The sequence below is a fragment of the Enterococcus mundtii genome, assembly GCF_003957375.1.
Lineage (GTDB): Bacteria > Bacillota > Bacilli > Lactobacillales > Enterococcaceae > Enterococcus_B > Enterococcus_B spodopteracolus.
Genome location: NZ_CP025473.1, coordinates 963,940 through 986,744, shown reverse-complemented (window position 1 = coordinate 986,744; position 22,805 = coordinate 963,940). Strand labels below are relative to the sequence as shown.

Sequence of the window (22,805 nt, the reverse complement as noted above, 5' to 3'; positions counted from 1 at the left end):
TATTTATTTGATATGAAAATGAAAGAAATCTTACACCTTCAAGACAAAATCGCCACACACCTTTTTATTCACTTTCTTGTTTTACTCGTTTTTCCATATTACCAATTGCTTCTTTTGGTGTTTCGTCTCCTACTAAAATCAGTTCATGTTCTTCTTGTAAACTCTTATCGATAGCTGGTCCGTTTTCATCCACTGGAAACTCAATAGCGATCTTCTCCGGCTTGAAAGCTGTTTGTGAGACTTCGTCATTTGGCATTCCGTTGCGGCTAAAGTACAACTCATTGATCGCATCTGTTCGATAAGAAGGTACTACACCTACTTCTGCTAACACTTTAGCTCCCGCTTCACCCGAACAAAAATCAAGGAATTTTTGCGCTAGTTCTTGTTCTTTCGAGTTCTTATTGATTGCAAAGGCTGTTGGTGACCCAAATGTTTGGATTTCCTTTCCTTTTTCATTTTGTGGCATTTGAGAAATCCCCCACTCCACATCAGTTGTTCCAGCATCGATATTAGTCAACAAAGCGCCCATGTACCAAGAGCCCATATACATCATGGCTGCTTTGGAGTTTTCAAATTGAGATTGATAGGTCACATTCGTCGACTTGACCGTACCAAAATCCATCTGCGCTTGGTCTTCTTGCATCCGCAATACACGGTCATAGTACTCACCTAAAAAGCCATAATCTGGTTCAACCAGATTTTTATTATTTTGCGCAGCAGCAATCGCTTGGACGGTCGAGCGCCAAGTATGCTGGTAAGCACCGTATACTTGCTCTTCTGGTTTTGAAAGTTCTTTCGCCAACTCTTCGTATTCTTCCCAAGTCAGATTATCTGGATAAGGCAATCCTGCCTCATCAAATAACTTTTTATTATAATAAAGCACCCAAAAGTCTGTACGATACGGTTGCGCATAGGTTTTCCCATCAATATCATACATCTCGTAGCTTTCCATGGCAGGGTCTGTGTCTAAATCTTTGATGTGCGAAGATCGATCGACTAATTGATCTCTTAATGCATAGTTTGAATACGACAATAGATTTTTCATCGTCAACACGTCTGTCGAATCTCCGCTTGCTAACATCGTGGTCAATTTCGTATCATAATCATCAGAAGCAATATCTACTGGGTTCACTGTTACCCCAGGATTTTCCTTTTCAAATGCCCGAAAAAGTTTGTCAAATTCTGGCGTAGTATCATAATTCCATGTACTGACTGTCAACACCGTTCCGTCCGTTTGATCTTGTGCTTGGTTTTCATTTCCGCATGCCCCCAACCATAGCCCTCCACTAACAAGTAATCCAGCAACTAAACTTTTTTTCCAAAACTTCATATTCCAATTCCCTCCATTTCTTTCATCTTAGTTTTTTACCAGTAACTGTACCAAACTTTTTTCAGTCTTATCAGGGCTTCTACATAGTAATAATCTCCCCAGATCATACACTCCTTCACTCCTTTATTTGATTTTTTGTCATAGACTCCTTCAAGTAACAAGCTGTTCGATTGTGGTGAATCCACACTTGTATAATCAGTTGATAACGTTTTCATAATTGTGATAGCAACAGTTTGATAATATTCTTTTTTCGGATCGCTTAATGGCAGTTGCTTCGCCAGTTCCAATAAACCACACACCGCGATTGCCGCAGCGGAAGTGTCTCTTTCTTCACCACTGCCATCATGAAATACTAAATCCCAATAACAGATAGTGTCTTCTGGTAAGCAGTCAATAAAATAGTCAGCTAGTCCTTTGGCTGTTTCTAAAAACGTGTAATCACCTGTATGATTATAACTCAGTGTAAAACCATAGATTCCCCATGCTTGCCCACGCGCCCAACAAGAATCATCTGAAAACCCTTGTTGTGTGTTACCACCGATTGCTTTGCCAGTTTTCGGATCAAAATAATACGTATGGTATGTCGTAAAATTATCACGAACGATGTAACGTTGTGTTTGTTTGGCATGGGCATAGGCAGCTTCTTTATAACTGCTCTCTCCCGTCATATTAGATGCAAAATACAGAAGCGGTAAGTTCATCAGACAATCGATGATCATACGACCACGTTGGTGCTCATCCTTTAAATCTCCCCAAGCTTGAATAATCTGTGTATTAACGTCATAACGCTTCATCAGCCGATCCGCTGCTTGAATAGCTAATTCTTTTGAAGATTCCCGCCGGTTCACTTGATAATCAGCTACTGCTGAGAGTGTGTACAAAAAACCGATATCATGCGTTTCAAGCGCAATGTCATTTTCAAGGCGTTGGCGAAAAGATGCCAATTGTTTTTCGATCGTTGCATCAACCGCTTGGTCATTCGTCAGTTCTTTTACTAGGAAGAGCATCCCTATCCAAAAACTAGCTGTCCAATCCGTGTTTTCCTCTGGAACGTAGACAAGGTCTACGCTCGCAGCAGGTGGTACGGTATCTTGAAAAAGTGGCAGATTTTTTTTGACTTTATTAGTTACAAAATCAATTTCATGTGTCAACCAATCAAATTGTGTCATTCCTACCTCCATTATCTAATCGTTAGTTCGATTGTTTGATTCTTTTGTTGGATCAGTAATTTTTGTCCTCTTTGCTCAATAACTGGCTGAATCACTGTTTCATCAGGTAAAGTCCCAGAAACAAGAGACACAAGCAAATGTTTGCCTGAGGAGATCTCAGCTGAGACAAAAGGTAACATCGTACGTGGGTAAAAGAGATTCGTATTTGGTTCTGTTCGCACAACATCCGCTTTTTCGTACCCGATGATACCCTCAATCTTTGAGGTTCCGATACTTGTTTTTGCTTCGATACTTAACGCGTCTGCTTTTGGCAAAGTCTGTTCGAGAGGGACACTAAAACCTCCGTCATACGCATGTATAGAATCTGTTGTTTCAATTTCATGGACTCTGACGTGACAGTTTTCCAGTGGAACGATCGTGGAATGGATTTTGACGTCTTCCCACGGAGACCATTCATGGATGATACGATCAGGTAGAACAGAAAAATCTAGATCTAACCCTTTCGGACGGAAATAATGACCATCTTTTTCCAAAGCTAACGTACTGTCGTAGGCACCTTCGTAATACCAATAATCAGATTTTGGGACACTGAAACCGAAGCGTGTCGAATAGACGAACTTACTATATTTGGCATGTGGGAAGCTTTGCTGATTGACAAACTGCCCAGCTGGAAAAGCTTGAAGATGAGTTAATGACTGATTGTATTGGTAAAAATTTTTACTTTCCGGCAGTGCTCGTGTCTTTTCTTCAATTTGTAGTGGACATATTTCTGCTTGCCAATACGGATGATCATCAGGTACAGCCAATAAGAGAAAACTCTTCATTGCCCAATAGGGAGAACCCGGTCCGTTATACCCTTCTCCAAACACTAGATTTTGATAATGATATCCAATAGTTAAAAGCCCATCTGTCGAGAAAATCTCTTTATCCATCCAGTTTTCTAAATGACGACTAAGCAACCCTTTGATTTCACCCCAAGGGAGTGCTTCTACATCCGCGAACACCAAGGCACTGAAAAAGCTCGCTTGGGCAAAGCGGTATGTCAAGCTACGACCAAAAGGTAATGCTTCGCCATTGGCATCAAACCAATATTTAAATGTTTGAGCAAAAAGAACGGCCCGCTCTTTGATTCGCTTTGTGCGGACTGGATCTTCCTCTGCCATAAAATGGGCATATACTAAGCTGTAATAATGGATCGCAAATGAGACGTAGTAATCATATTGCGTATCTGACCCATCAAAATACCAACCATTGTCATTGTAAAAATGCTCGATCGCTTCAAAATCTTGATCGATTTGTTGCTGTGAGTAGGATTTGCCACATTTTTTCAATGCGATATTCACCAATATACGGAAAAAATACCAATTATTTTTAGGTATCTTACGCAAATTCACTGTGAATAACCATTCTGCCAGGTTCGTCTGTTCTATCGAAGTTAAACGTCCCCAGATTTTTTCAGGATTCAAAAGTAACGTCGTACTTATTGAAGCCATCTCGACAATCAACTGGTCATAGTCTGTTACCGTGCCCCAATACTCATCACTCTTTGGATCAGTCCCTGCAATGATTCCTTTCAGATAATCAGATGCTAATTCAGCGTCCTCTTCGTCGACCAGATAAGGACCAAATCCCCAGAGTGGCCGTAAAAATGCTTCAACTTCTCTTGTTGCCTCTGAATAGACGGTCCCATGTGTTCCTAGTTTTAATTTACCCGGTTGATTTTTGTAATAAGGACGTAACGGTGCCATTAGCTGGCGAAAATTTTCTTGCCATTGTTTTTTTGTACGAAATTGTTGCATGTATATTCTCCCTTTCAATAAAAAATCCTTTGATAAACCCATAATATTCTCCGTAAACGAGCACTTCATCGCCCACATTGATTGTTGTTGCTTGTTCATTGAATACTTGGTAATCACTTGAACCACTTCTCAGAATAAAGCGATCGCCTTTTGCTATTTGTTCTTGACCATCTGATCGTATAATTTTTCCTTCGATTTTTACCCACTGATGCAATGGAACCTCTGCTGACTGATATTCTTTTTCAGTAAAAACATGCGCCTTTTGCTGGATTTCTTCTTTGATTTGATTTTCAAAAGCCTTCTCTTGTTGTCGGCTATTTGTTTGACATCCTGTACAAAAAATAACGATAGTAATAAATTGTAATCCGAAGAGAAATCGTTTAATTTGGCTCCCCTCCCGATGAAATCGTTTTCTTTTACTAAATTTTACCTAAAATCAGTAAAAAGTCAACGCTTTTTTGGTAAAAAAATAAATATTTTTACTTTCTTTTTTTACTGAAATTACCTATACTATAATTAATAAAGTCTATTATCCGGAGGTAGCTTATGGCGACGATCACCGACATCGCAAAGGAAGCAGGCGTATCGATCTCTACTGTTTCACGCGTATTAAATTATGATGATACACTCTCAGCAACAGAAGAAACCAAACGTAAAGTTTTCGAAATTGCAGAAAAGCTGAACTACACTAAATATAAAAAGAAGACAAAAAAAAATGGCAATTCCCACTCAGCAAATGAACTGTTGAAAAAAAAAGGTGTCCTTGGTTTGATTACTTGGCGCACGAGTGACGAAGAACTAGAAGATATTTATTACATGTCCATTCGTTTAGCTGCCGAGAAACGTGCGGTGGAACTTGGCTATCACGTCATTAACTTTTCCCAACACGAACAACATCAAATCCAAGCAGTCGATGGCATCTTAGCAATCGGTAAATTCACGCAAGAAAAAATCGACGAATTAAATACTACTGCGCCAAATCTATGCGTCGTCGGATCAAATTTTCCTTTTCATGATTATGACTGTGTCAATACTGATTTTGGTCAAGCCACTGAAGTCGCACTTACTCATCTCTTAGATTTAGGACATAAAAAGATTGCCTATATCGGTGCAGAAGAAAGTGCTAATCTCTATGGATATCGAACCTACAAAACACCAACGACAAATACGTATATCGATATGATGAAACATCATCAGCTATTTGACGAAAACTATTTTTTCGTCAAAGAAAATAGTTCTCTCGACGTCAAAACGAGTGAATCACTGACAGAAAAAGCCTTGGCACAATGGCAAGACGATCTACCAACTGCCATTTTAGCCGCAAATGATGCTTTCGCTATCGGTATCATCCATACATTGAATGCTCATCATATCCAAGTACCAAAACACATCAGCGTGATGGGCATCAATGATTTATCGATTTCTCGCTACATCACGCCACCCCTTTCAACGGTTAGAGCTTATACGAAAGAAATGGGCGAAACAGGTATCAATCTTTTACACGAACGTATCCACTCCCCTGGTATTGCGAAACGAATCCTATTAGATACAGAATTAATCGTCCGTGGCTCAACTACCTCACCAAATAAAAAGAACTCATGATAGATAGATGAACTTCCGATAAATAAGCTAGAAAACCCTAATTTTTCAAAATTTTGGGTTTTCTAGCTTATCTATGAAGGAATTGCTTCTGAAACACCATTTATTCGGTTTCGAGGATATGTGTGTCACATTCAATAAAAAAGTCGCACGCTTACCGCTGATAATCACGTGCCCTCACTTACTTTTGACCGCAATCTTGATCTGGATTGTTTCTTCTTTCAGCAACTGATAAGACGCTTGGATCAGCGTAGCTTCATTTTTTTGGCCATAGTGATCGTAATAACTTTCTCTGATCAACTGCACAGGTTTTGAAAAATACATCTCACACTTTTCTTTTTCTCCTGTGATACATACCGTTTTCCCTATAACTTCCACTGGATTCGTCGTTATAAAATTTTCAATAACTAACTGATTTTCTTTTTCGAATGTAAAAGCATCACTCAAAACAAGCTGTCGTTTCGAACGATCCACTTCTATTGTCCGATCCATCTGGCGTAGTCCTATCTGCGAAGGATACGTGGAAGCCAATTCTGTCTTGAAGACTCCACCAGTTCTCGTTGATGGAAAACTCGTATGTTCTGCCGCAACAGCTCCAGGTAATTGGTAACTGTTCGCAACGATAGGAATACTATGCCCAAGTGCGCTGTTCACTAAGAAAAGATAACGTGTTTTTTCATCAAAGTAATCTTTTGTATATTCTCCTGCTCCAAGATCGGTAAGAAATAAGTCTTCTCTCGTACCAAATACGAAATGACCAATATCTATATGATTATGGCTTTCATCATTTCGTCCTCCTTTTGCTGCAAACACCAAATTTTCTTTCGAAGATTGAAGAACGCCCCATGCTACATCCTCAAAATAATGAAGGACTTCTTTTTGATCATTCACAATATGTCTTTTTGACCAGAGTAAATTACGTAATAAATGGGCAAAACGATAACAATGATCAAAATCTAAGTCATTGATTCTCACAACTTCGGGAATTGCGACATGAAACCTTTCCTGACAGAAACTCAATAATCCACTTGGTAACTCCGCTGGGTGGTAGTCGGAAAACAGTATAGCCTCTGTTTCAGCGAGCATCACATCATTAGGGAAAGCCGCGATTTTTTTCACTTTATCACCCAACAGATAGCGGTCATCATCATAAACTTGTTGGTACTTTTCTGCAAAATAAATATAATAACCAAATCCATATGCCCAATAACTGACGCCTTCCTCACATGCGCCATCCATCCCAAAACTTCGTAAATAAGAGGCCATACAACGATCTACCTTCCTCACTATCTCCGCTTGTGATTCACCGTCTTTTTCTTGTATATCCAAGGCAGCCATACCAATCGAACCACCTACAACCGCACTCCAATTGTTTTCAAATGATTCAAACGGCCATGTGTTTGTTACAAAAGGAACAAAGAGTCGTCGATCGACTTCCGACCGGATTCGAAACGTCAATAGTTCAGATAATTCTTTCTCAAACCACTTGACTATCTCTGCTAACATTTGTCCTGTCTCAGCTGCAAATAAATCGATCCATATCGGTGCATCCACACGAAAGTGATTCGCTTCAATTGGTAAATGAGCTGGTAAACTCCAACTATACTCATTGCAGATCGCCCACAAAACTTGTTCTAACCCTTCAACTACTTCGGCTTCTTTTTTTTGCAATAAGGACAACGCCAAGACAGTAGCATGTTTACGTCTTGCAAAGTAAGCCTTCTCAAAAACCAATCGCTCTCCAGTCATCAAAAACTCTCTATACCCCGAGACTGGCAACTCAGGAACTACTTTATTCGTAAGATACTCTTTTTTGGCTTCTGACAGTTGCTTCAAAAAGTATTTTTTCATTGCTCATCCTTTCATCGGCTGATTATTCATCCCCCACAGTTCAATTTGCGTCAATGCAGGAAACGGCGATGGGTCATTCGCTTGAATAAGATCACAAAAGCGAATAGCTTTGGTCTTTCTTGCACTAAATGAAAAATATTGTGGTTGAGCTGTTTTTTCGGTCGCAAACGTTTCACTAGTTCCATCGTCAAACTGAATCGTCACATTCGTCCAGTAACTATCATGGGGAAAGTCTGCTCGCCATGTAAAGCCAACTTTATCCAATTGGACCTCTCGGCCAAAATCAATCGTCAAAACTGCATCAGCCTGCTGATTGATGCCCCAAGATTGAAAGGGGTATGAACCATGAGAATGATTCGCGTATACGCCATCGATCGCATTACACGCAAAGAAAGTGGCATCATTCCGCGTTTCCACATTTGCACTCGCATGTGGATACGCACCAGTCTCTTCTTTTTGATCATGCGGATTCAACGCTAAATTACGATACATTTTCACTTCCTCTTCAGAAGCACAACGAACACTTATATAATGACGTCCCCCAGAAAAACGAGTCTCCGGTCTAGCTTTGATACGACTGGAATGAAATGAAACTTCATAGGTCCATTTATTTCCCGGTAGATAGATCAGTGAACTTTCTAAAGTTTCATCTAGTTTGACCCATAGGTACCTCCCAGACTCGTCCATTTCAACAACGATTTGATCTCCTTCTTGGTACTCAAATTTTCTCATAGACAAATGTACAAAATTTTCTGCTGTCACCACCAAATCTTTTTCTATTTCTTCTTCTCCTTGAAAACTTTTTCTTGGAACTCTTTCTTTATCATAAATCGCTAATGTTAACTTCGTCATTTCACTACCCCCTAGTGATCATTTTTATCTATTATAACGTGACTGGCAAGAAAAGAAAACGATTTATTTTACTAAATATTTAGTAATTAAATTTTCGTTATTTAGTTAGAAATACTGTTTCCATTTCTAATAAATTCAGATTCAAACTTGCTACTACTGCTAAAACTCAGTTTTACCAACTGAACATCTCACTACATATTTATATCCATAAAATAAGTTTTTTATTTAGAATTAGTATAGATTAAGAAAATAAATCACTTTATATCACTAACTAAAATTACATAAAATCAATTATATTCATTATTAAATTTAATTCCAATAATATTCAACATAACGTTTTGTCTATTTAAAATAGTATTTCTTCTAATTTTACAAATGAGTTTTACCGTTTAAAAATAAGTAGTATCAAAAAAAAACACTAAAAAGAGCTAACTAAATCATCGCTCATCGACAATAGTTGAATAACCATGTGGAAGTAATGAAGAAAATGATTAAATTTTAAATAACTAATACACTATTAGTAATAACTATATTTTCATCTTCTAAAGTGTACTTATTTTCAAATTCTATATTTGTCTTAAAGAAAGGTTTCTCTTATGAATAATTTACCTATGACATTACAATTAAATAATCAATTCAAACGACAGTATAACTTACTACAATTTATACGTACGCACCAGAGTAAAAACTTAATCCTTAGAAAAGTTAGGACCATCAAAACCAACTTTACGAAAAGATATCGATATTATCAATCATTCCTTATCTACGATTGATTTTCAGATTATTAAAAATGAACAAGGATTCTTACAAATAGATCCACAAAAAAATCTCTGTCGATTCAGTCATTACTATACTAGCTAAAGATACAATCATTTATCGTATGATGGCCCTATTGCTTCACAACAAAACGTATAGTACAGAACAATTATCGGACCACTTGATAATCTCTCGTAGTTCAATTTTCAATATCATTCGTTATATGAATGAAGTACTGAAAGAGTATCGCATATCGAAAGCAACCAATCCGCTCACTTTGATTGGCAATGAAGAAGATAGTCGTTTTTTTACTCTTTTCTTTTTATTCAACCTTTGGTGATAGTCAAATCATCGATTCTGATAGAAATCATCATATGCAATCAATTATCGCTCATGGTCGAAAAAGTAGGATAACTTTTCTACATTTTAGCCATTTTCGTTTTTCACTTTGGTTATCGATTGGTAAAGTTAGAGGACAGTCTAAAAATGTTTGTTACTTTAACAATAGCACCTTTGCTTTAGTCAAAAAAAATCGAGCCGATCAGCTGATTGAACAGCTGATTGCCTCCTATTATTCTTCACTCTTCAAGCTAACGATGCCTGAATCAGAATCACTATGGCTGTATCTTTTTTCTTACATTGTGTCTCTATTCGAATTGGCAAGGATTTGATGAAGAACGAACCTACGCCTTCCGTTGTCTAGAAGGTATAGGGGTGATCGAAGCCGTCCAACGTTTTTTATTACAGGTTTTTCAAAAAAAGATGCTGGATAGTGGTGCTTTAAATAAAATCGAAGCCTTCTTGATTAATACGAGATTGATCTCAAAGATGAGTCCACCATATGAAATGACTTCTGTTGCTTTGATTGATTTAATGAAAGAAAAAATACCCAGGGCTTTTTCACTTTTGGCTTCAGCATTTAGAGCGATTAAAAGTACATCCGATATTTGAGTTCCACATCTTGATCATTTAGCAGCTAGTCTAATCACGTTCCATGCAACGATTTTAAAGATCAAATCACAAAAACCTCTGTGGGTAAAAAGTTGCCTCTCGATGGACGATTATATTATTCAAGAAGCAGAATTACCCTTCTTGCGACAAAGCTCAGTCAAATTTTTGATTGAACAACCAGTGACAAAAAAAAGAAATCGATGATCATCAAGCCATCTGATCATTTACGACTATGATCCACATGTAAACGAGGAACTCCCTTGTCCGATTCACCATTTGCCTAATATTCCTACACAAGAGGATTGGACGCTTCTAATGGATAGAATCACTCATTTAAATTCAGCTACTTCCACAACAAATTATACAGGCTATTTCAATCACTTGATATTTATTTATAAAAAATACCCATTGAATTATTTTAAATCTCAAAATAATTCAATGGGTATTTTCCTGGCGTATATGATCCGTTCGTATATGTGTCTCAGTGTCGACAACGTCTAACAAAGAAAAAAGCACCAACGTATAGACTACGTTAGTGCCAAAATACCGGCGGCCGGGGTCGAACCGGCACGATCGTGAGATCACTGGATTTTGAGTCCAGCGCGTCTGCCAATTCCGCCACGCCGGCAAATAAATAGCTAAAAACTGGGGTAGCTGGATTCGAACCAACGCATGAGGGAGTCAAAGTCCCTTGCCTTACCGCTTGGCTATACCCCAATAATAAAGGGCGAATGATGGGAATCGAACCCACGAGTGTCGGAGCCACAATCCGATGCGTTAACCACTTCGCCACATCCGCCATATTAAAATAATTTGTTATTTAATTTCCGAATAAAAAACTAAGATGTGGTCATCTTAGTTAATACCGGCGGCCGGGGTCGAACCGGCACGCCCTCAACGGGCACTGGATTTTGAGTCCAGCGCGTCTGCCAATTCCGCCACGCCGGCAATGTAATTAGTACTAAGGCGGTAACCGGATTTGAACCGGTGATGAAGGTTTTGCAGACCTCTGCCTTACCACTTGGCTATACCGCCATTATACTATTTTAAGCTATAAATTAATATTTATAGGACTGGGGTAGCTGGATTCGAACCAACGCATGAGGGAGTCAAAGTCCCTTGCCTTACCGCTTGGCTATACCCCAATAAAAAAAGGCGAATGATGGGAATCGAACCCACGAATGTCGGAGCCACAATCCGATGCGTTAACCACTTCGCCACATCCGCCATGGCAGGGGCAGCAGGAATTGAACCCACACTAACGGTTTTGGAGACCGCTGTTCTACCTTTAAACTATGCCCCTATAAAATGGAGGAGAGTGGATTCGAACCACTGAACCCTAAGGAACGGATTTACAGTCCGTCGCGTTTAGCCACTTCGCTACTCCTCCATGGTGGCGCGGGACAGAATCGAACTGCCGACACACGGAGCTTCAATCCGTTGCTCTACCAACTGAGCTACCGCGCCATAAAGAATAAATTATTTATTTTTGTTAATTGAATAGAAATGACGGTCCCGACGGGAATCGAACCCGCGATCTCCTGCGTGACAGGCAGGCATGTTAACCCCTACACCACGGAACCAAATCATTATGGAGGTTAACGGGATCGAACCGCTGACCCTCTGCTTGTAAGGCAGATGCTCTCCCAGCTGAGCTAAACCTCCAATGTATCCAATTAAATGACCCGTACGGGATTCGAACCCGTGTTACCGCCGTGAAAGGGCGGTGTCTTAACCGCTTGACCAACGGGCCAGTAAAACATCAATTACGGAGAGTAAGGGATTCGAACCCTTGAGACAGCTTGCACCATCTACATGATTTCCAATCATGCTCCTTCGGCCTCTCGGACAACTCTCCAGAGTGAAAGAAGCTCATTACTCTTCTCATAAATGAGAACTCCGGCAGTAGGACTCGAACCTACGACATCATGATTAACAGTCATGCGCTACTACCAACTGAGCTATGCCGGAATAATAATACCAGCGTGGCGGCGTCCTACTCTCACAAGGGGCAACCCCTCACTACAATCGGCGCTAAGAAGCTTAACTTCTGTGTTCGGCATGGTTACAGGTGTATCCTTCTCGCCATCGCCACCACACTTGGTGTTATCTATCTTTGAGTAAATCTTGTTCACTCAAAACTGGATTTGAAGTATCAGTAAGAAACTCTCCGAGTTTTTCATTTTATTTTGGTTAAGTCCTCGATCGATTAGTATCAGTCCGCTCCATACATCACTGTACTTCCACTCCTGACCTATCTACCTGATCATCTCTCAGGGATCTTACTTTCTTAAAGAAATGGGAAATCTCATCTTGAGGTGGGCTTCACACTTAGATGCTTTCAGCGTTTATCCCTTCCCTACATAGCTACCCAGCAATGCCCTTGGCAGAACAACTGGTACACCAGCGGTAAGTCCATCCCGGTCCTCTCGTACTAAGGACAGCTCCTCTCAAATTTCCAACGCCCGCGACGGATAGGGACCGAACTGTCTCACGACGTTCTGAACCCAGCTCGCGTGCCGCTTTAATGGGCGAACAGCCCAACCCTTGGGACCGACTACAGCCCCAGGATGCGACGAGCCGACATCGAGGTGCCAAACCTCCCCGTCGATGTGGACTCTTGGGGAGATAAGCCTGTTATCCCCAGGGTAGCTTTTATCCGTTGAGCGATGGCCCTTCCATGCGGAACCACCGGATCACTAAGCCCGACTTTCGTCCCTGCTCGACTTGTAGGTCTCGCAGTCAAGCTCCCTTCTGCCTTTACACTCTTCGAATGATTTCCAACCATTCTGAGGGAACCTTTGGGCGCCTCCGTTACTCTTTAGGAGGCGACCGCCCCAGTCAAACTGCCCATCTGACACTGTCTCCCACCACGATTAGTGGTGCGGGTTAGAGTGGCCATAACGCAGGGGTAGTATCCCACCAGCGCCTCCATCGAAACTAGCGTTCCGACTTCTACGGCTCCTACCTATCCTGTACATGCGGTACAGACACTCAATATCAAACTACAGTAAAGCTCCATGGGGTCTTTCCGTCCTGTCGCGGGTAACCTGCATCTTCACAGGTACTAAAATTTCACCGAGTCTCTCGTTGAGACAGTGCCCAAATCGTTACGCCTTTCGTGCGGGTCGGAACTTACCCGACAAGGAATTTCGCTACCTTAGGACCGTTATAGTTACGGCCGCCGTTTACTGGGGCTTCAATTCGTACCTTCGCTTACGCTAAGCACTCCTCTTAACCTTCCAGCACCGGGCAGGCGTCAGCCCCTATACTTCATCTTACGATTTTGCAGAGACCTGTGTTTTTGATAAACAGTCGCTTGGGCCTATTCACTGCGGCTGATCTGACGATCAGCACCCCTTCTCCCGAAGTTACGGGGTCATTTTGCCGAGTTCCTTAACGAGAGTTCTCTCGCTCACCTTAGGATTCTCTCCTCGACTACCTGTGTCGGTTTGCGGTACGGGTCGTTGTTTTCTCACTAGAAGCTTTTCTCGGCAGTGTGACGTCAGGAACTTCGGTACTATTATTTCCCTCCCCATCACAGCTTGTCCTTAAAGTTAGAAGCATTTGACTCCTATCAAGACTTACTGCTTGGACAGACATTTCCGATCGTCTGCATTCCTTAGCCTCCTGCGTCCCTCCATTGCTCAAACAAAAACAACGAGTACAGGAATATCAACCTGTTGTCCATCGCCTACGCCTGTCGGCCTCGGCTTAGGTCCCGACTAACCCTGGGCGGACGAGCCTTCCCCAGGAAACCTTAGTCATTCGGTGGACAGGATTCTCACCTGTCTTTCGCTACTCATACCGGCATTCTCACTTCTAAGCGCTCCAGCAGTCCTCACGATCTACCTTCAACGCCCTTAGAACGCTCTCCTACCAATACACCTAAAGGTGTACTCCACAGCTTCGGTAATATGTTTAGCCCCGGTACATTTTCGGCGCAGGGTCACTCGACTAGTGAGCTATTACGCACTCTTTAAATGGTGGCTGCTTCTAAGCCAACATCCTAGTTGTCTGTGCAACCCCACATCCTTTTCCACTTAACATATATTTTGGGACCTTAGCTGGTGGTCTGGGCTGTTTCCCTTTCGACTATGGATCTTATCACTCACAGTCTGACTCCCGGATATGAATGAATGGCATTCGGAGTTTATCTGAATTCGGTAACCCGAGATGGGCCCCTAGTCCAAACAGTGCTCTACCTCCATCATTCTCAATTCCGAGGCTAGCCCTAAAGCTATTTCGGAGAGAACCAGCTATCTCCAAGTTCGTTTGGAATTTCTCCGCTACCCACACCTCATCCCCGCACTTTTCAACGTACGTGGGTTCGGTCCTCCAGTGCGTTTTACCGCACCTTCAACCTGGACATGGGTAGATCACATGGTTTCGGGTCTACGACTACATACTCAAACGCCCTATTCAGACTCGCTTTCGCTGCGGCTCCGTCTCTTCAACTTAACCTCGCATGCAATCGTAACTCGCCGGTTCATTCTACAAAAGGCACGCCATCACCCATTAACGGGCTTTGACTTGTTGTAGGCACACGGTTTCAGGTTCTATTTCACTCCCCTTCCGGGGTGCTTTTCACCTTTCCCTCACGGTACTGGTTCACTATCGGTCACTAGGGAGTATTTAGCCTTGGGAGATGGTCCTCCCGGATTCCGACGGAATTCCTCGTGTTCCGCCGTACTCAGGATCCTCCTAGGTGCCTTCCAAATTTCATCTACGGGGCTTTCACCCTCTCTGACTGACTTTTCCAAGTCATTCGACTATCTGAAAGAACTACCATATCGGAGTCCTACAACCCCAATGAGCAAGCTCATTGGTTTGGGCTTTTCCCGTTTCGCTCGCCGCTACTCAGGGAATCGAATTTTCTTTCTCTTCCTGCAGGTACTTAGATGTTTCAGTTCTCTGCGTCTACCTCATATACGCTATGTATTCACGTATACGTAACATCCTATAAAAGATGCTGGGTTCCCCCATTCGGAAATCTCTGGATCATAGCTTACGTACAGCTCCCCAAAGCATATCGGTGTTAGTCCCGTCCTTCATCGGCTCCTAGTGCCAAGGCATCCACCGTGCGCCCTTATTCACTTAACCTTATCAACCTTACGGTTGGGTTTTGATCTTTCTTCTAGCGATAGAAGTCCAATCAAGAAAAATAAGCAATTGAACTTATTAAAAAACTCATTCAACGCGGTGTTCTCGGTTTGTATTACTTACATTTTTACTTCAATATCCAGTTTTCAATGAACAAAATTTTGAGAGTAGACCTCTCAAAACTGAACAAAGTATCGACAAACGTGTGTAGTCTCCGTAATATTCCTTAGAAAGGAGGTGATCCAGCCGCACCTTCCGATACGGCTACCTTGTTACGACTTCACCCCAATCATCTATCCCACCTTAGGCGGCTGGCTCCAAAAAGGTTACCTCACCGACTTCGGGTGTTACAAACTCTCGTGGTGTGACGGGCGGTGTGTACAAGGCCCGGGAACGTATTCACCGCGGCGTGCTGATCCGCGATTACTAGCGATTCCGGCTTCATGTAGGCGAGTTGCAGCCTACAATCCGAACTGAGAGAAGCTTTAAGAGATTAGCTTAGCCTCGCGACTTCGCGACTCGTTGTACTTCCCATTGTAGCACGTGTGTAGCCCAGGTCATAAGGGGCATGATGATTTGACGTCATCCCCACCTTCCTCCGGTTTGTCACCGGCAGTCTTGCTAGAGTGCCCAACTAAATGATGGCAACTAACAATAAGGGTTGCGCTCGTTGCGGGACTTAACCCAACATCTCACGACACGAGCTGACGACAACCATGCACCACCTGTCACTTTGCCCCCGAAGGGGAAGCTCTATCTCTAGAGTGGTCAAAGGATGTCAAGACCTGGTAAGGTTCTTCGCGTTGCTTCGAATTAAACCACATGCTCCACCGCTTGTGCGGGCCCCCGTCAATTCCTTTGAGTTTCAACCTTGCGGTCGTACTCCCCAGGCGGAGTGCTTAATGCGTTAGCTGCAGCACTGAAGGGCGGAAACCCTCCAACACTTAGCACTCATCGTTTACGGCGTGGACTACCAGGGTATCTAATCCTGTTTGCTCCCCACGCTTTCGAGCCTCAGCGTCAGTTACAGACCAGAGAGCCGCCTTCGCCACTGGTGTTCCTCCATATATCTACGCATTTCACCGCTACACATGGAATTCCACTCTCCTCTTCTGCACTCAAGTCTCCCAGTTTCCAATGACCCTCCCCGGTTGAGCCGGGGGCTTTCACATCAGACTTAAGAAACCGCCTGCGCTCGCTTTACGCCCAATAAATCCGGACAACGCTTGCCACCTACGTATTACCGCGGCTGCTGGCACGTAGTTAGCCGTGGCTTTCTGGTTAGATACCGTCAAGGGGTGAACAGTTACTCTCACCCTTGTTCTTCTCTAACAACAGAGTTTTACGATCCGAAAACCTTCTTCACTCACGCGGCGTTGCTCGGTCAGACTTTCGTCCATTGCCGAAGATTCCCTACTGCTGCCTCCCGTAGGAGTTTGGGCCGTGTCTCAGTCCCAATGTGGCCGATCACCCTCTCAGGTCGGCTATGCATCGTGGCCTTGGTGAGCCGTTACCTCACCAACTAGCTAATGCACCGCGGGTCCATCCATCAGCGGCACCGTAAAGCGCCTTTCAAAACGAAACCATGCGGTTTCGATTGTTATACGGTATTAGCACCTGTTTCCAAGTGTTATCCCCTTCTGATGGGCAGGTTACCCACGTGTTACTCACCCGTTCGCCACTCCTCTTTTCCCGGTGGAGCAAGCTCCGGTGGGAAAAGAAGCGTTCGACTTGCATGTATTAGGCACGCCGCCAGCGTTCGTCCTGAGCCAGGATCAAACTCTCATAATAAAAGTTAGAACAATCTTGCGATTGTTAAGCTCAATTTGTTTGCTAGCATATTGCTTGCTTGTTAAAAATGTTTGTTGTCTTGAATTGAATCAAGACGCCCTACACATTTGGTTTGTCTTACTTTGTTCAGTTTTCAAAGGTCTATTCTTTCTTATTTAACAACTTTTATATCCTAACATTTATTTAAGAAGTTGTCAATAAGTTTTTCTTTCTTAACTTAGAAAGTTGATTGTCGTTGTTTCTTAGCGACTTCATTAATATATCACCTCAGTCGTTATTTGTCAACAACCTTTTTCGTTGGTATATTAAGGTTTTTTGTCACCTTGTTTTTAACGACTTTGTTATTATAACATAGCATTAAAACCTCGTCAACATTTAATTTCAATAATTTATCATGACGTTTCTTACTGCTTTGTCAGAACAAATAATAATATATCAAGGACTTAAAAAAATTGCAATAGAAAAAATGCTTTTTTCAACGATTATTTTCAAAGCCGAATATTCGTATAAGATGTTTAAATATCAACAGTTTTTTGATGTTATTTAATTGTATTATTCTAGTATTTCACAATTAAAGTTCGTATCTTTCCAGGGGAAAGGCTATGGAAAAACTCCTTAGAAATCAATAGCCTAGTGAAGTTTGTCGATAAATTCATAAAAAAAACAAGCAAAGTCATCACTTTACTTGTCTTCTGTTCGTACAATTGGTACAAAAATTCTAAAAATCGTCCCTTGCCCTACTACACTCTCTGCTATTATTCTTCCTTTATAGCTTTCTACAAGTTGTTTGGCAATCGACAATCCTAAGCCATTTCCACCTTTTGTTCGTGCTCTTGCTTTATCTACACGATAAAAACGATTAAATATTTTCTTCAAGTCCTCTTCAGGTATTCCCTCACCAAAATCTTGGATCGCGATCTCAAATTCGCTAAGCGTCGATGAAATAGAGATATGGACTTCTTTTCTTGTCGTTGAATACTTTACCGCATTATCTAAAATGATGATAATCAATTGTTCAAAATGATTTCTAAAAATTTGTAGTGTTACTTCTTTAGGTAAGTCATCATCCAGTGTAATAACATAATCAGGATAAAGTAATTTAAAATTATTGAATACTTGGTAAGTCACTTCTTTTGCATTCGTCGTTTCGTTGGCATAATAAACATCTACTTGCTCTGCACGTGATAGATCTAGCATTTCTTGTACTAAGCTTTTCATCCGACTGATTTCTTGCATACTTGCAGTTAGGGATTCTTCTAAAATTTCGGGATCATCTTTCCCCCAGCGATTCAATAAGTTGAGATGCCCTTCAATAATCGCTACAGGTGTTCTTAATTCATGTGATACATCTTCCACAAATTGTTCTTGTTGTTCGATATACAGACGCATACGATCTAGCATTTCATTGAAGATCTCAGCAAGGTCTGCTAACTCATCATCTGTATCAATCTCTGGCATATGGATATCTGATTGTGGATCTTTACGGATCGTATCCATCGTATCTCGTAATACTTTTAACGGTTTTAAGAAGTAGGAAGATAGGAAGAAACCTAAGATACTACTTAGTATCAAGGAGACAATCTCTAGCACGATCAAAGTCAATAAAAGGTTATTTCTTATATCATAGAAAGATGAAAGTTCATAAAATGTTTGAGTATAGCCAATTTTTTCTCTTGTTTGTTTAGAATAAATAGGTTGGATCGATAAAAAGCCAGTTTTCCCGTCTAAAGTAACGATCGTTGGGATCTTCCTGGTCGTTTGGATCAATGAACGACTTTTTTCGTGTGTTTTAAAAATCAATTTTTCATCCAGATCGTAAACATATAGATCCATCGATGCTTGACCAAGTTCGGAAATAAAGGAGTCGATTTTCATCAAGTTCCCTTCAATGACAGCAGTATCATCTCCAGTGCCACCGGCTTGGTCAGCGTTCGTTAAGTTTCGATAGGCATTGATCAACGTCAACTCCTCATCTGAATTTGATAAACGAGAAGCCGCTTCAGAAATGGTATGTTCGACATTTGCTCTTTCCTTAGCTACTATTAGATTGATCGATGATTTATAGGTGATCACTGCAAAAATCGTAAAGACGACAAATATGAAGAAAGAACTTGCAAAGGCCCACTTGATCGTCAAGGATGGACCTTTAAGTTCTCTTTTTTCGGTTTGATTGTAATGGCTCACGAGCGCATCACGTAACCAGTCCCACGTACTGTTTGAATATAGCTTTCCTCACCAGGAACGTCGATCTTATTACGGAGATAACGAATATACACATCCACTACGTTTGTTTCCACTTCGGTTTCGTAGCCCCAAACCTTGTTTAATAAAACATCGCGTGCAAGTACCACGTTGACATTTTCCATCAAAGTAAGTAATAGTTCATATTCACGCTTTGTTAATTCAATGACTTCATTACCACGACGTACGACTCTATTTTCTTTTTCGATCGTTAAGTCACGATAAGTGATCGTTGTTTGTTTTGCCACATTTTTGTCTCCTTCGATGTCGATGCGGCGTAATAAAGCACGTAGACGCGCTAACAATTCTTCGATTGCAAATGGTTTGACGATGTAATCATCTGCACCATGATCTAAACCAGAAACTCTATCAATGACAGAATCTCTCGCAGTCATCATGATAATTGGTGTATTTTTCGCTTGGCGTACACGACGACAAACTTCAAGTCCGTTCAATTCAGGTAACATCAAATCTAATAAAATTGCATCCCACTCATTATTCAAAGCAGCATCTAGACCTGTTCGTCCGTTGTAATGTACTTCAGCATTATACCCTTCATGTTTTAATTCTAACTCGACAAATCGGGCTAAGTTTTTCTCATCTTCAATGATTAGAATATTACTCATTCAATTTTGTCCTTTCTCTCCTAGGCTTCTAAACTCTATTATTATACCAATAGTTAATTTAAAATCTATAATCATTTTATCATGGAATACTATTTTAAAAAAGAACTGAAGTCGCCCTCTATAAATGACCTCAGCTCTTTCATTTATTACTTATTTGTTTACCATGTTGAAGAATAAAGAAGCTGATTAATCTTCGTTATACCATGAGTAATGGAAGATTCCTTCTTTGTCAACACGTTCATACGTGTGCGCGCCAAAATAATCACGTTGTGCTTGGATGATATTTGCAGGCAAACGTTCGGCTCTGTATGAATCAAAGTAAGCAATCGCTGAAGAGAATGTTGGTACCGGTACGCCTGCTTGGACAGCTAACGCAACAACTTCTCGCACGGCTTGTTGGTATTTCTTAGTGATCTCAACAAAGTAGTCATCCAATAATAAATTTTCAATGTCAGGATTGTTTTCGTAGGCATCAGTGATTTTTTGTAAAAAACGAGCACGGATGATACAGCCGGCACGCCAGATTTTTGCAATTTCACCGAATGGTAAATCCCAGCCATAGTCTTTCGATGCGACACGTAGCTGTGCAAACCCTTGTGCATAGCTCATGATTTTGCTGAAGTATAACGCTTCACGAATTTTTTCGATAAATTCTTTTTTATCACCGTTGAATTCAAAATCATTCGTATGTGTCAAGATTTTGCTTGCTTGTACACGTTCATCTTTGTATGCAGAGATATAACGGGCAAATACAGACTCTGTGATCAACGGAAGTGGCACACCAAGGTCTAAAGCACTTTGACTTGTCCATTTCCCTGTTCCTTTATTTCCTGCAGCATCAAGGATCACGTCTACGATCGGTTGTCCTGTACCTTCATCGTCTTTACGTGTCAAAATGTCCGCAGTGATTTCGATCAAGTAGCTATCTAATTCACCTTCGTTCCATTCTTTGAAGATATCAGCCATCTCATCGACAGATAAACCTAAAATATTTTTCATCAGGTCATAAGATTCGGCAATCAGTTGCATATCACCATATTCGATCCCATTGTGGACCATTTTAACATAATGGCCTGCACCATTTGGACCAATGTAAGTTACACAAGGCGTGCCGTCTTCTGCTTTTGCAGAAATTTGTTCAAGGATCGGTGCAACTAATTCATACGCTTCTTTTTGTCCACCAGGCATGATCGAAGGTCCCTTCAACGCACCTTCTTCTCCACCTGAAACCCCAGTCCCGATAAAATTGATACCCGAGTTGGCTAATTCTTCATTTCGACGAATCGTATCTTGGAAGAAGGTATTCCCGCCATCGATCAAAATATCACCTTTGTCTAAATGTGGTAATAATTCTTGGATCGTTGCATCTGTTGCTGGTCCTGCTTTGACCATCAAAAGGATACGGCGTGGTTTTTCGATTGAATCAACAAATTCCTCGATCGTGTATGTTGCTTTGAAGTTTTTGTCTGGATGTTCTTCTACCACATCTGTTGTTTTTGCTCCTGTACGATTGAATAGTGCAACAGAGTAACCGCGGCTCTCAATGTTAAGGGCTAGATTTTTACCCATGACGGCCATTCCGACAACGCCGATTTGTTGTTTTGACATATAAACTCCTCCTACATATGGGATATTCTCCCTAATCTCTCTCATTATAGCTTAACATAGCTTACTTGCAAACCAAATAAGTATGAATCGATGATGATTCTTACTTATTATCATTCCGAATACAATCGTTATTTCAGAAACCAAAAAAATAAACCTCAAGGCTCCATGGTTAGCCTTGAGGTTTTACATTTTCTAAATAAAATGTATTAAGCTTCTTTAGACATTACGTCCTTACCATCGTAGTAACCACAACTTGCACATACGTGATGGCTTTTTTTCATTTCACCACAGTTTGGACATTCGTTCAATCCTTTGATTGTCAATTTGTAATGAGTACGACGTTTTGCTTTTTTAGCTTTCGATGTTCTTCTAGCTGGTACTGCCATTTTGCTACACCTCCTTGTAAAGTCTTGTATCAATATTTGATACAATATATTCCAATCTTACGCGTTATCATCTTCTTCTGATGCTGAATCAAAAAATTCTGATAGTTTTGTAAGACGAGGATCTACTTTTGTCTCAGCTTCTTCCGTTTTGCGTTTTTCGTACTCTTCTTCAGATAGCACTTCCCAATCGTTCCCTTTCGGTAATTCAGTGGCATGCTCTTCTTCTTCTGTGAGTACACGCATCGGAATCGCCAATAAAATGTTGTCTTCGATCGACTCTGTCACATCTAGATGCGTTCCTTCGATTAAGAGGATTTCTTCTGAAGGTAACTGAGCATCTCTACGTTGGTATTGTTCCATCGTCATAAACAATTCATCCACAGACAGCTTGATTGGTAATTCAACTGGTGTCAATGAACGAGTGGACGGAACAGTCAGTGTCGTCTGCGCAGTGTAATGAACGAGATAGCCTTTGTTATCTACTGAGACTAGACCTTCGACTTCCACAGGCGCAACATCTAAAATTGAATCGTCTCGCTTCATAAGAGCCTTTTTTACGTCAAGGGTCTCATGAAAAGTTAACGGTGTCTCTTGGTATTTTCTCAATTCCAATAAAGACCATTTCATAGTTTCATCACTCCTAAGCAACAAAAGCTATTATACAGGGCAAAAAGTCGGTTGTCAATGAAATTTTCTTGACACCTTACACTTCATAAAAAAACACAGAGCGTTTTTCTCATCTA

The 22,805-nt window shown here is 41.2% G+C and carries 14 protein-coding genes, 15 tRNA genes and 3 rRNA genes; 3 read left to right on the top strand and 29 right to left on the bottom strand.

The window, feature by feature from the left end:
* Positions 1-64: 64 nt before the first annotated feature.
* The 4 genes from CYK55_RS05050 to CYK55_RS13565 are packed head-to-tail and all read right to left on the bottom strand — an operon-like array spanning position 65 to position 4,512.
* Positions 65-1,330 carry an ABC transporter substrate-binding protein gene (locus CYK55_RS05050; protein ID WP_034690151.1) on the bottom strand — a complete coding sequence of 422 codons (1,266 nt, stop codon included), beginning with the start codon at positions 1,328-1,330 and terminating at the stop codon, positions 65-67.
* Between the two features lie 35 nt (positions 1,331-1,365).
* Entirely contained in the window at positions 1,366-2,499 is a 1,134-nt protein-coding gene (locus tag CYK55_RS05045; RefSeq protein WP_126134018.1) for a glycoside hydrolase family 88 protein, read from the bottom strand.
* An 11-nt stretch (positions 2,500-2,510) separates the two neighbouring features.
* The gene (locus CYK55_RS05040; protein ID WP_126134017.1) at positions 2,511-4,298 is read right to left on the bottom strand and encodes a DUF2264 domain-containing protein; all 1,788 of its coding nucleotides are present in this window, start codon (positions 4,296-4,298) and stop codon (positions 2,511-2,513) included.
* Complete coding sequence (locus tag CYK55_RS13565; protein ID WP_200868975.1) at positions 4,207-4,512, bottom strand: hypothetical protein; 306 nt, start codon at positions 4,510-4,512, stop codon at positions 4,207-4,209. The genes CYK55_RS05040 and CYK55_RS13565 overlap by 92 nt, the downstream gene beginning before the upstream one ends.
* Positions 4,513-4,844: 332 nt before the next feature.
* Between CYK55_RS13565 and CYK55_RS05030 the strand changes: the two genes are divergently transcribed.
* Positions 4,845-5,900: a LacI family DNA-binding transcriptional regulator gene (locus CYK55_RS05030; protein WP_034690155.1), complete on the top strand. Its 1,056-nt coding sequence runs from the start codon at positions 4,845-4,847 to the stop codon at positions 5,898-5,900.
* Positions 5,901-6,074: 174 nt separating this feature from the next.
* On the opposite strand, the gene CYK55_RS05025 is transcribed toward CYK55_RS05030, so the two are convergent.
* The gene (locus tag CYK55_RS05025; RefSeq protein WP_034690156.1) at positions 6,075-7,748 is read right to left on the bottom strand and encodes a hypothetical protein; all 1,674 of its coding nucleotides are present in this window, start codon (positions 7,746-7,748) and stop codon (positions 6,075-6,077) included.
* Positions 7,749-7,751: 3 nt separating this feature from the next.
* A complete protein-coding gene (locus tag CYK55_RS05020; RefSeq protein ID WP_126134016.1) occupies positions 7,752-8,600 on the bottom strand; it encodes a discoidin domain-containing protein in 849 nt (282 codons plus the stop codon).
* A gap of 814 nt (positions 8,601-9,414) precedes the next feature.
* Between CYK55_RS05020 and CYK55_RS14055 the strand changes: the two genes are divergently transcribed.
* Both CYK55_RS14055 and CYK55_RS05010 read left to right on the top strand, forming a co-directional pair.
* Positions 9,415-9,696 carry a helix-turn-helix domain-containing protein gene (locus CYK55_RS14055; RefSeq protein ID WP_080693181.1) on the top strand — a complete coding sequence of 94 codons (282 nt, stop codon included), beginning with the start codon at positions 9,415-9,417 and terminating at the stop codon, positions 9,694-9,696.
* A 374-nt stretch (positions 9,697-10,070) separates the two neighbouring features.
* Entirely contained in the window at positions 10,071-10,307 is a 237-nt protein-coding gene (locus CYK55_RS05010; protein WP_034690159.1) for a hypothetical protein, read from the top strand.
* Between the two features lie 544 nt (positions 10,308-10,851).
* Here the strand turns inward: CYK55_RS05010 and CYK55_RS05005 are convergent.
* From CYK55_RS05005 to CYK55_RS04895, 23 genes are all read right to left on the bottom strand, one after another.
* Positions 10,852-10,935: transfer RNA gene (locus CYK55_RS05005), tRNA-Leu, on the bottom strand.
* 17 nt (positions 10,936-10,952) lie between these two features.
* Positions 10,953-11,024: transfer RNA gene (locus CYK55_RS05000), tRNA-Gln, on the bottom strand.
* Between the two features lie 9 nt (positions 11,025-11,033).
* Positions 11,034-11,106: transfer RNA gene (locus CYK55_RS04995), tRNA-His, on the bottom strand.
* A 64-nt stretch (positions 11,107-11,170) separates the two neighbouring features.
* Positions 11,171-11,255: transfer RNA gene (locus CYK55_RS04990), tRNA-Leu, on the bottom strand.
* A gap of 16 nt (positions 11,256-11,271) precedes the next feature.
* Positions 11,272-11,342 (bottom strand) — tRNA-Cys (locus CYK55_RS04985).
* Positions 11,343-11,380: 38 nt separating this feature from the next.
* Positions 11,381-11,452: transfer RNA gene (locus CYK55_RS04980), tRNA-Gln, on the bottom strand.
* Positions 11,453-11,461: 9 nt separating this feature from the next.
* A tRNA-His gene (locus CYK55_RS04975) sits at positions 11,462-11,534 on the bottom strand.
* Between the two features lie 2 nt (positions 11,535-11,536).
* Positions 11,537-11,610: transfer RNA gene (locus CYK55_RS04970), tRNA-Trp, on the bottom strand.
* Between the two features lie 6 nt (positions 11,611-11,616).
* A tRNA-Tyr gene (locus CYK55_RS04965) sits at positions 11,617-11,697 on the bottom strand.
* Between the two features lies 1 nt (position 11,698).
* Positions 11,699-11,774 (bottom strand) — tRNA-Phe (locus CYK55_RS04960).
* Positions 11,775-11,817: 43 nt separating this feature from the next.
* Positions 11,818-11,890, bottom strand: a tRNA-Asp gene (locus CYK55_RS04955).
* A 9-nt stretch (positions 11,891-11,899) separates the two neighbouring features.
* Positions 11,900-11,972: transfer RNA gene (locus CYK55_RS04950), tRNA-Val, on the bottom strand.
* Between the two features lie 16 nt (positions 11,973-11,988).
* Positions 11,989-12,060, bottom strand: a tRNA-Glu gene (locus CYK55_RS04945).
* A gap of 16 nt (positions 12,061-12,076) precedes the next feature.
* Positions 12,077-12,165: transfer RNA gene (locus CYK55_RS04940), tRNA-Ser, on the bottom strand.
* A gap of 39 nt (positions 12,166-12,204) precedes the next feature.
* Positions 12,205-12,278: transfer RNA gene (locus CYK55_RS04935), tRNA-Asn, on the bottom strand.
* A 12-nt stretch (positions 12,279-12,290) separates the two neighbouring features.
* Positions 12,291-12,406: ribosomal RNA gene (gene rrf, locus CYK55_RS04930) — 5S ribosomal RNA — on the bottom strand.
* Positions 12,407-12,496: 90 nt separating this feature from the next.
* Positions 12,497-15,410: ribosomal RNA gene (locus CYK55_RS04925) — 23S ribosomal RNA — on the bottom strand.
* A gap of 230 nt (positions 15,411-15,640) precedes the next feature.
* Positions 15,641-17,201 (bottom strand): 16S ribosomal RNA (locus tag CYK55_RS04920).
* The 16S, 23S and 5S rRNA genes sit together here with 15 tRNA genes alongside, the layout of an rRNA operon.
* Before the next feature lie 681 nt (positions 17,202-17,882).
* Complete coding sequence (locus tag CYK55_RS04915) at positions 17,883-19,385, bottom strand: HAMP domain-containing sensor histidine kinase (protein WP_034688383.1); 1,503 nt, start codon at positions 19,383-19,385, stop codon at positions 17,883-17,885.
* Entirely contained in the window at positions 19,382-20,068 is a 687-nt protein-coding gene (locus CYK55_RS04910; RefSeq protein WP_010735834.1) for a response regulator transcription factor, read from the bottom strand. The genes CYK55_RS04915 and CYK55_RS04910 overlap by 4 nt, the downstream gene beginning before the upstream one ends.
* 186 nt (positions 20,069-20,254) lie before the next feature.
* Positions 20,255-21,676 carry an NADP-dependent phosphogluconate dehydrogenase gene (gene gndA / locus CYK55_RS04905; RefSeq protein ID WP_034688385.1) on the bottom strand — a complete coding sequence of 474 codons (1,422 nt, stop codon included), beginning with the start codon at positions 21,674-21,676 and terminating at the stop codon, positions 20,255-20,257.
* 206 nt (positions 21,677-21,882) lie between these two features.
* Positions 21,883-22,062, bottom strand: a complete 180-nt coding sequence (rpmF, locus tag CYK55_RS04900; RefSeq protein WP_010735836.1) for a 50S ribosomal protein L32 — start codon at positions 22,060-22,062, stop codon at positions 21,883-21,885.
* A 57-nt stretch (positions 22,063-22,119) separates the two neighbouring features.
* Positions 22,120-22,689: a YceD family protein gene (locus tag CYK55_RS04895; protein ID WP_034688387.1), complete on the bottom strand. Its 570-nt coding sequence runs from the start codon at positions 22,687-22,689 to the stop codon at positions 22,120-22,122.
* Positions 22,690-22,805: the final 116 nt, after the last annotated feature.

Bases quoted from the DNA above. Each gene is read 5' to 3' on its own strand.
- rpmF (WP_010735836.1), bottom strand. From the start codon at position 22,062: ATGGCAGTACCAGCTAGAAGAACATCGAAAGCTAAAAAAGCAAAACGT.
- CYK55_RS05020 (WP_126134016.1), bottom strand. From the start codon at position 8,600: ATGACGAAGTTAACATTAGCGATTTATGATAAAGAAAGAGTTCCAAGA.
- gndA (WP_034688385.1), bottom strand. From the start codon at position 21,676: ATGTCAAAACAACAAATCGGCGTTGTCGGAATGGCCGTCATGGGTAAA.
- CYK55_RS05030 (WP_034690155.1), top strand. From the start codon at position 4,845: ATGGCGACGATCACCGACATCGCAAAGGAAGCAGGCGTATCGATCTCT.
- CYK55_RS05050 (WP_034690151.1), bottom strand. From the start codon at position 1,330: ATGAAGTTTTGGAAAAAAAGTTTAGTTGCTGGATTACTTGTTAGTGGA.
- CYK55_RS04910 (WP_010735834.1), bottom strand. From the start codon at position 20,068: ATGAGTAATATTCTAATCATTGAAGATGAGAAAAACTTAGCCCGATTT.
- CYK55_RS04895 (WP_034688387.1), bottom strand. From the start codon at position 22,689: ATGAAATGGTCTTTATTGGAATTGAGAAAATACCAAGAGACACCGTTA.
- CYK55_RS05045 (WP_126134018.1), bottom strand. From the start codon at position 2,499: ATGACACAATTTGATTGGTTGACACATGAAATTGATTTTGTAACTAAT.
- CYK55_RS05040 (WP_126134017.1), bottom strand. From the start codon at position 4,298: ATGCAACAATTTCGTACAAAAAAACAATGGCAAGAAAATTTTCGCCAG.
- CYK55_RS05025 (WP_034690156.1), bottom strand. From the start codon at position 7,748: ATGAAAAAATACTTTTTGAAGCAACTGTCAGAAGCCAAAAAAGAGTAT.